This is a genomic window from Polynucleobacter sphagniphilus (genome assembly GCF_029892205.1).
In the GTDB taxonomy this organism is placed as follows: Bacteria; Pseudomonadota; Gammaproteobacteria; order Burkholderiales; family Burkholderiaceae; genus Polynucleobacter; species Polynucleobacter sphagniphilus.
This window is the reverse complement of record NZ_JARXVX010000005.1, coordinates 86014-92255: the sequence shown is the minus strand read 5'-3', so window position 1 is coordinate 92255 and position 6242 is coordinate 86014. Positions and strand designations below refer to the sequence as shown.

At 42.1% G+C, this 6242-nt stretch carries 6 protein-coding genes; 4 read left to right on the top strand and 2 right to left on the bottom strand.

Annotation, left to right across the window (positions count from 1 at the left end; translation table 11 throughout):
* The first annotated feature begins 134 nt into the window (after positions 1-134).
* The 3 genes from M2125_RS09940 (at position 135) to M2125_RS09930 (ending at position 2534) form a co-directional block, all read left to right on the top strand.
* On the top strand, positions 135-356 hold the full coding sequence (locus M2125_RS09940) for a hypothetical protein (RefSeq protein ID WP_076023187.1): 222 nt from the start codon (positions 135-137) through the stop codon (positions 354-356).
* A 317-nt stretch (positions 357-673) separates the two neighbouring features.
* Entirely contained in the window at positions 674-1240 is a 567-nt protein-coding gene (locus M2125_RS09935; protein WP_280742908.1) for a tyrosine-type recombinase/integrase, read from the top strand.
* A gap of 250 nt (positions 1241-1490) precedes the next feature.
* Positions 1491-2534, top strand: a complete 1044-nt coding sequence (locus tag M2125_RS09930; protein WP_277542930.1) for a hypothetical protein — start codon at positions 1491-1493, stop codon at positions 2532-2534.
* A 61-nt stretch (positions 2535-2595) separates the two neighbouring features.
* Here M2125_RS09930 and M2125_RS09925 read toward each other — a convergent pair whose 3' ends face one another.
* Complete coding sequence (locus M2125_RS09925; protein ID WP_280742907.1) at positions 2596-3747, bottom strand: tyrosine-type recombinase/integrase; 1152 nt, start codon at positions 3745-3747, stop codon at positions 2596-2598.
* Between the two features lie 182 nt (positions 3748-3929).
* On the opposite strand from M2125_RS09925, the gene M2125_RS09920 reads away from it, so the two are divergent.
* Entirely contained in the window at positions 3930-4259 is a 330-nt protein-coding gene (locus M2125_RS09920; RefSeq protein WP_280741459.1) for a nucleotide pyrophosphohydrolase, read from the top strand.
* Here the strand turns inward: M2125_RS09920 and M2125_RS09915 are convergent.
* Positions 4256-6136, bottom strand: a complete 1881-nt coding sequence (locus tag M2125_RS09915) for a DUF2075 domain-containing protein (protein WP_280742905.1) — start codon at positions 6134-6136, stop codon at positions 4256-4258. The genes M2125_RS09920 and M2125_RS09915 overlap by 4 nt on opposite strands.
* Between the last annotated feature and the right edge of the window lie 106 nt (positions 6137-6242).

Genomic DNA, 6242 nt, shown 5'->3' with positions numbered 1-6242 from the left:
GACCGCTAAACTACAATAACTGAGCCTTCAAATACTAGAGCCTTGACGGTCACGCTGAATCTGAAACAGGCGGTCACGATCGCTGAAATACGCAGTTTGATGCCTGTGGTGTTGGTAACACCCCAGACTTAGTGATGTCGTGGATTGTGCATTACGAGCCTTTAACCAAATCTAAAGAACTAGTCGATGGCTATTGCATCTATCTTCAATCTACAGGTGAAGTCCATATTGAAATTGATGATGTTCTAAATGGAACAAAGGATGAATGGGACTTAAAAGCCCATCACTGCAAGGCTATAGGTGCCAATAAGCCTGTATTTGTTGCTACCAATGTGGATTTAAACACCAAGCAGTAATTATGCAAAACCCCTCAAAAAAGCCCTACAAGCACTGATCTTTAAGCATCACAGCGTCTAGTTGCTGGACGCACATCAAATAACGTGTAGGGCTGATTTGAGCTATTGCTGTATTAATCACTTAGATCGTCGTCTAAAGACGACAAAAACAGATAAATATTTAAAAGAAATACAGGTTAAGAAAACCCAACTTTTCTTAACCTGATTTACTAAGTCATTGATTCTTGGAAGATCTTTGCTAAAAACCTTTCGGTCGCTTTATTTGCAATAAGAAAACACACTTGTATGTGCTTTTTTATTTATGAAAGGATTTACAAATGGCTCAAGCTAAAACCCTTACCCAAGCAGAAATCGATCAAGTTCTGCGTTACGCAAGCACTAGGAAGTATCCCGAGCGCAATCGCGCCCTCATCCTCACCAGCTTTTTGACTGGGATGCGGGTCGCCGAGATCGCCTCCATAAAGCTAGGCGACATTGTCAATGACGATGGCACGATCAAAAACGAAGTAAGGCTATCTGCCGCGCAAACCAAAGGAGGTCATCCTCGCACCGTCTTTATCGCTAGCAAACTCAAAGCGGAATTAGAGGCTTACTTAAAGACCAGGCATATCAAAGATCCCACAATTGCCTTTTTTCACACTGATAGAAGACTTAAATTCACACCCAACGGTTTATGTGTTTGGTTCTTTTCACTATATCGAGGTGCGGGCATTAGTGGTGCAAGTAGCCATTCGGGAAGACGCTCGATGATTACCTCACTTGCCCAAAAAGGAATTGGGGTGCGAGTCTTAGCTGAAATCGCAGGTCATCGGTCGATTGCGGTAACCCAAAAATATATCGATGCCAACCCTGAAATGTGTCGCAATGCGATGGAATTAATTTGATCTATGGCTAAGAATTAAATCACTATATTTTCTTAATTACAAAAATGTAGTGATTTTTCTGAAAAATTAAAATCGCCTGCAAAGCCTTTATTTATATGGCTTAGATTTTTCGTATTTTTGTGTCAAGGAAATAAAACAACGCTCAAATTTGCGCGAAAAATACGAAAAAAAATATACTGACTCCATCAACAAAGCAAAACCAAGGCACTTTCGCCATTACCGCTAAGTTGATTTTTAAGGAGCTTTAAAAATGGAAAACGCAATTGCAGTGAATAACCAATCCGCTAATAATGTAGTAAGTACTGCGGCAACTGAAGTAGCAATACCTTCTATCGATATTCGTGGCATGAATGCGAATGTGCTGACAGAAGATACTTCCACCTTTGATGAGGTATTTGAAGTAGAGGGTGAAGAAAAACCTGCTCAAGCACCGCAACCTACCCAAGCTGAGCAGGAAAAGGCGGTGCGAGTGCAAGCGATTTTGGATAAAGTGAAGTTGGAAAAATCCAAAGCAAACACTGGATTAGTGCAATATGAGCGCAAGCTCAGCTTAGAGGCTGCCACAGCAGAGACAACAGCAATCATCCCAAAAGAGCGCAAGGAATATGTTGTTGCCTTTAAAGCTGGAGTTGAAAAAACTGCTCGTAGCACTTTAGAGATGTGCCGTGTGGTTTATGAGGCAGAGCAATCGCTAGATAAGTTTCAGTTCAAGACCTTTTGCGAAGAAGTCGGACTTAAGGACTACAGCAGTACGGTTCGAAAATTCTCTGCAATTGGTCGGGTCTATCCACGCTTTATTCAATATGTGGATCAATTGCCGGCAAGCTGGACCAACATCTACTTGATTACCCAAATTCCTGCTGATGCCTTTGAGGAATGTCTGACTAAGGGGTATGCGTTAAATAAGCTAACAGGCGCAAAACTGGATGAACTGGTCAAAAGCACCAAGGACATCAACAAGATTGAAGACCCCTTAAGTTTTGATAGCAAAAACTCTGGCTATGTGTTTGCCAAGCTCTTGTTTACCAAAAAACCCGATGACACTGATTGGCGTGCCATGGAAAAAGCGTTGGCGGAGATCTCTGCTCGCTTGCCAATCAAGTTTGTGATCAACAAGGAGGCTGCGGAGTTTGTTAAAGCTCGTCGCGATCAACGCTACGAGCAGATCAAACAAAAGAGCAAAGGCATTGATCTCAAACCTGATCTTTGGGACTTAGGCGCCGAGGCCAATGCCGCTTATAAAGTGGCAGAGCGTACAGTCAATCCAGCTCAAGGCACCGTAATTACTGTTTAAGACGACCGCTACCACTGCAGGGGTAGCCGTTATTTTGTAGTTTGTTCCATTTGGAACAGTTTTAAGCCAACTTTTCAGCATTCATCATAGGAGTTAGTTTTGAATAATGACGCTCAATCATGCCAACACTAGTACCCATTTGCCTAGCCAGAGTGTGGATATCAACCCCTCTTGCTAGTGCGAATGTGGCATAAGTGTGCCTAAGGCTATACAAGGTTCTATTCTGACCGCCTCCATCGACTCTCATATTGCTACGAACCATTAAGTTGCGAAAAATGTTTTCCATATTGCTAATTTGCTCGCCTGTTGGCAAACGAAATATCACTGCATCTAACTTAGCCTCAATCACAGCATCCAACCCCGAGTAAGACAACTTCTGCCACTTCATTACTCGTTCCAACACCTTCACTACAGCTGTTCTTGCTATCAAATATCTTGGGCCCGTCTTACCTGATACCCAAATCCTTAAATATTTCTTCTCCCCAATCCAATGCCATTGCAAATGCTTCCATCTGAGCGGCAGGGCTTCTGTTCCATGACGAATACCCGTATTAACCAAGAATTCTATGTAATAGGCACATAGTGTTCTCATCAATGCCGTTCTCGCTGTATAGCTACTCTTTTGCCAAGTCTCTGTATAACTTAGTAATTCCTTAATTTCTTCTGCTGTAAACGCAGGGCGGGGCTGGCTCTTTTTCCCCTTGCCATCTAACAGTGGGATAGCTTGATTTAATCCAATATAGCCACGATCACGGGCTAGATTAATCACACGAATGTAGGCGCTGGCGTGATTACGTTTAGTGCTCGCCATGGGAGTCTTGCCCATCTCACTAATACGCCATGACTCAAAGTCACCCAATAGTTCATTGGTAATTTGACCGATCTCATATTGCCCAAAGAATGGGATGAGATATTTGTTAATGGCAAAGGCATAGTCACGATAGATACGCTTACCCAGCTTGTTATGTAAAGCTTGAGCCATATTGGCTAGCTCATCTAAGGCGATCTGCTTAAAGGTTTTGGTCACAACCGCCAAGCCAGCACCAACTTTGACTTTGACGGTCTCGTAAATAGCGATTGCTTGGGTTTGGGCTAACTCAAAATCTTCTGTATTGGTCGATGCAGAATGCCATTGCCCATTAGGTAGCTTAAAACGACATTGCCATTTACTGCTTTTGGGGCGCCGAAACAGAGCTAATTCACCGCTTAACAATGATATTGTTTGAGGTGAACTTTGATTTGTATTGGCAGGGAAAAGCTGTTTAAGGTTTTGCAAGTTCGGCGTCTAGTTACGAGACGCTTACAAGCTTAGTTTCAGATTGGGGTTTGGTCGACCTGAAATTGCAATGTCCATGACCTTGAAAAATCGCCCATTAACTGTAGTAGCATTGTCTTATGTCAGACATATCCGATCTAACCAAAAAACTTATTGAATTTAGGGATGCTCGGGATTGGAAGCAGTTTCATAATCCCAAGGATCTAGCCATTGCCCTATCCATTGAATCAGGTGAGCTGCTAGAGGCATTTCTTTGGAAATCATCAGAACGGGCATCAAAGGATAAGGTTAAAGAAGAATTGGCTGATGTCCTTGCTTATGCCTTCTTACTTGCCAACGAATATGGGCTCGATGTTACAGAAATATTAACTGCGAAGATTGAGGCAAACAATCTCAAATATCCAGCGGATAAAGTCAAAGGCAGCGCCAAGAAATACAACGAGATCTAATCCTTAGCTCGCAGCCTGTCTTGAAAGTAAGCCTGGGTTTCTGGATCGGTGCAGAAGATATAACAACCCTTCATTCCACGAGTCATTAGAGTTCTGTAGGTATTTCTGATGATGCCATCGGCTTTCTGATTTGCCGCCTCTGGATCCGCTTTCAATAGCTTCTTATATCCACTGATTGATTTATCCGTCTTAGCTCTAGCTTTTGGATTTGTAATCACATTACCATCGCGAACTATTAAGTCACCCCCGATGATGACGCCTACGTAGTCAACTTCAAGCCCTTGACATGTGTGAATGCAGCCAACCTCTGATACCGAGTCTGGAGCTTGAATCCATAGGGAGCCATCTGTATCTAAGTTCCACTGCATTCCAAACGCATATTCGGGAAGGCTGATATCAAAGGCAGTCTTATCACCTCGACTAATCCAATTCCAGCAGTAGCCGGCAACCATCCTGGCCTTATTGTTAATCTTGTTTTTCTCAAAGATTAATTCCTTGAGCTCATTGGGTGTTGATAGAACCTGAAAGTCATATTCAAGCTCATCTAGCGTCTTATTAGCTGTTTCTCTAATTGCCAAAACATCATCTAGCCAAGCTAAATAACCGTCAGAGCCATTGCATCTAAATTGAGACTCCAGCGCCATATGATGAACCTTGGCACCTTCAAGTTTTGCCCATCCCTCAATTTCTTCTTTGCTGCCAATATCACTAAAGGTTACTTTCTGGTCTTCATCTATAAAGAAGATTGAGAGCTTGCTGGAGTGAATAATTTCCTTAACCTGGTTCTCGCCAATATTTTTAAACATTCCAGATTTTTCATTGAGGCGATGTGCCTCATCCACAATCAAAACATCAAATGCATTTTTCTCTAGCGAATGAAATGATCCTGACCCAGAAAATAAATTAGATATGGCCGACTTCCTCATTGAGCCAGTCAACTTAGCTTCATATACCGCCCGAGGTGCTGCGTTCTTGGTGATGTATTGAGCTACCAAACGTAACTGCTGAATAATATTCACCAATAGGTTTACAGCTACTACTGACTTCCCGGTTCCGGGGCCACCTTGAACAATCAATACATTCTTGTTTGTTGGAGAAGATTCTTTGGCCAATTTAATGGCAGTTTCAAATACCAGCTTCTGTTCATCAAGCATGATGAATTCAGGATTTCCGACAATCATTTTTGCCAAGCTATCTGCAAGGCTCTTGGAGGGCTTAATCTTTCCGTTTTCAATTCGGAACATTAAATCGGACTTGTCGCCGTACTTCACAAAGCCCTTAATGAAAGTCTTGAGCTTTTCTTTCTCTGCTTTGCCTTTTAGAAATACTGGGGCTTTTTCAAGATAAGGCTGATAAAAGCTATTCTTTATAACGCCATCTTCAACATAGTTATGAAGATAAGCGCATGGGGATAGGTGAATATTGTCGGTGTAGACGGTTTCATTTAGCTGGTTCAATAACTCACTATAAGACCAGGCCTGGTATGAAGGATGGCTTGTTTCGGCTACACCATGCTGAAACCTTGTTTTAACAATGGCATCCTTGTCCGTTAACTCTGCCGATTCCCACTGCTTTAACTCAACAATAACTACTTGATCTTTTTTTTCGTGATTCTGCCCAGTCAATATGAAATCAATTCTTTTTGATGTCTGCGGGATTGAATACTCAATGCTTACGCCTGCATCATTAGGAATTTCATCGTCATCCAAAACTGCACCCATATACCTCATGGACTCTTGCCAAGACCTCAGCTCATTTTTGGCTACTCGATGCCCAGTCTTTGCTTGGTATGTCGCCTCAATAATCTCGTGAATTTCATTTGAGAGTAAATGCCTTATGAAGCGTTCTTTGCTGGATTGATAAATGATCATTTTCATAATCATTTTATGCATATTTACCCATTGAATGGGTAAATATTGACTGGTTGCACTTTATTTGCTGCGAGCTTAATGTTGCAGCAAAAGCTTTACTGTCAGTTTTTTT

Excerpts from the sequence above, each read along its gene's own strand:
- M2125_RS09915 (WP_280742905.1), bottom strand. The coding sequence starts at position 6,136 with ATGAAAATGATCATTTATCAATCCAGCAAAGAACGCTTCATAAGGCAT.
- M2125_RS09940 (WP_076023187.1), top strand. The coding sequence starts at position 135 with ATGTCGTGGATTGTGCATTACGAGCCTTTAACCAAATCTAAAGAACTA.
- M2125_RS09930 (WP_277542930.1), top strand. The coding sequence starts at position 1,491 with ATGGAAAACGCAATTGCAGTGAATAACCAATCCGCTAATAATGTAGTA.
- M2125_RS09920 (WP_280741459.1), top strand. The coding sequence starts at position 3,930 with ATGTCAGACATATCCGATCTAACCAAAAAACTTATTGAATTTAGGGAT.
- M2125_RS09935 (WP_280742908.1), top strand. The coding sequence starts at position 674 with ATGGCTCAAGCTAAAACCCTTACCCAAGCAGAAATCGATCAAGTTCTG.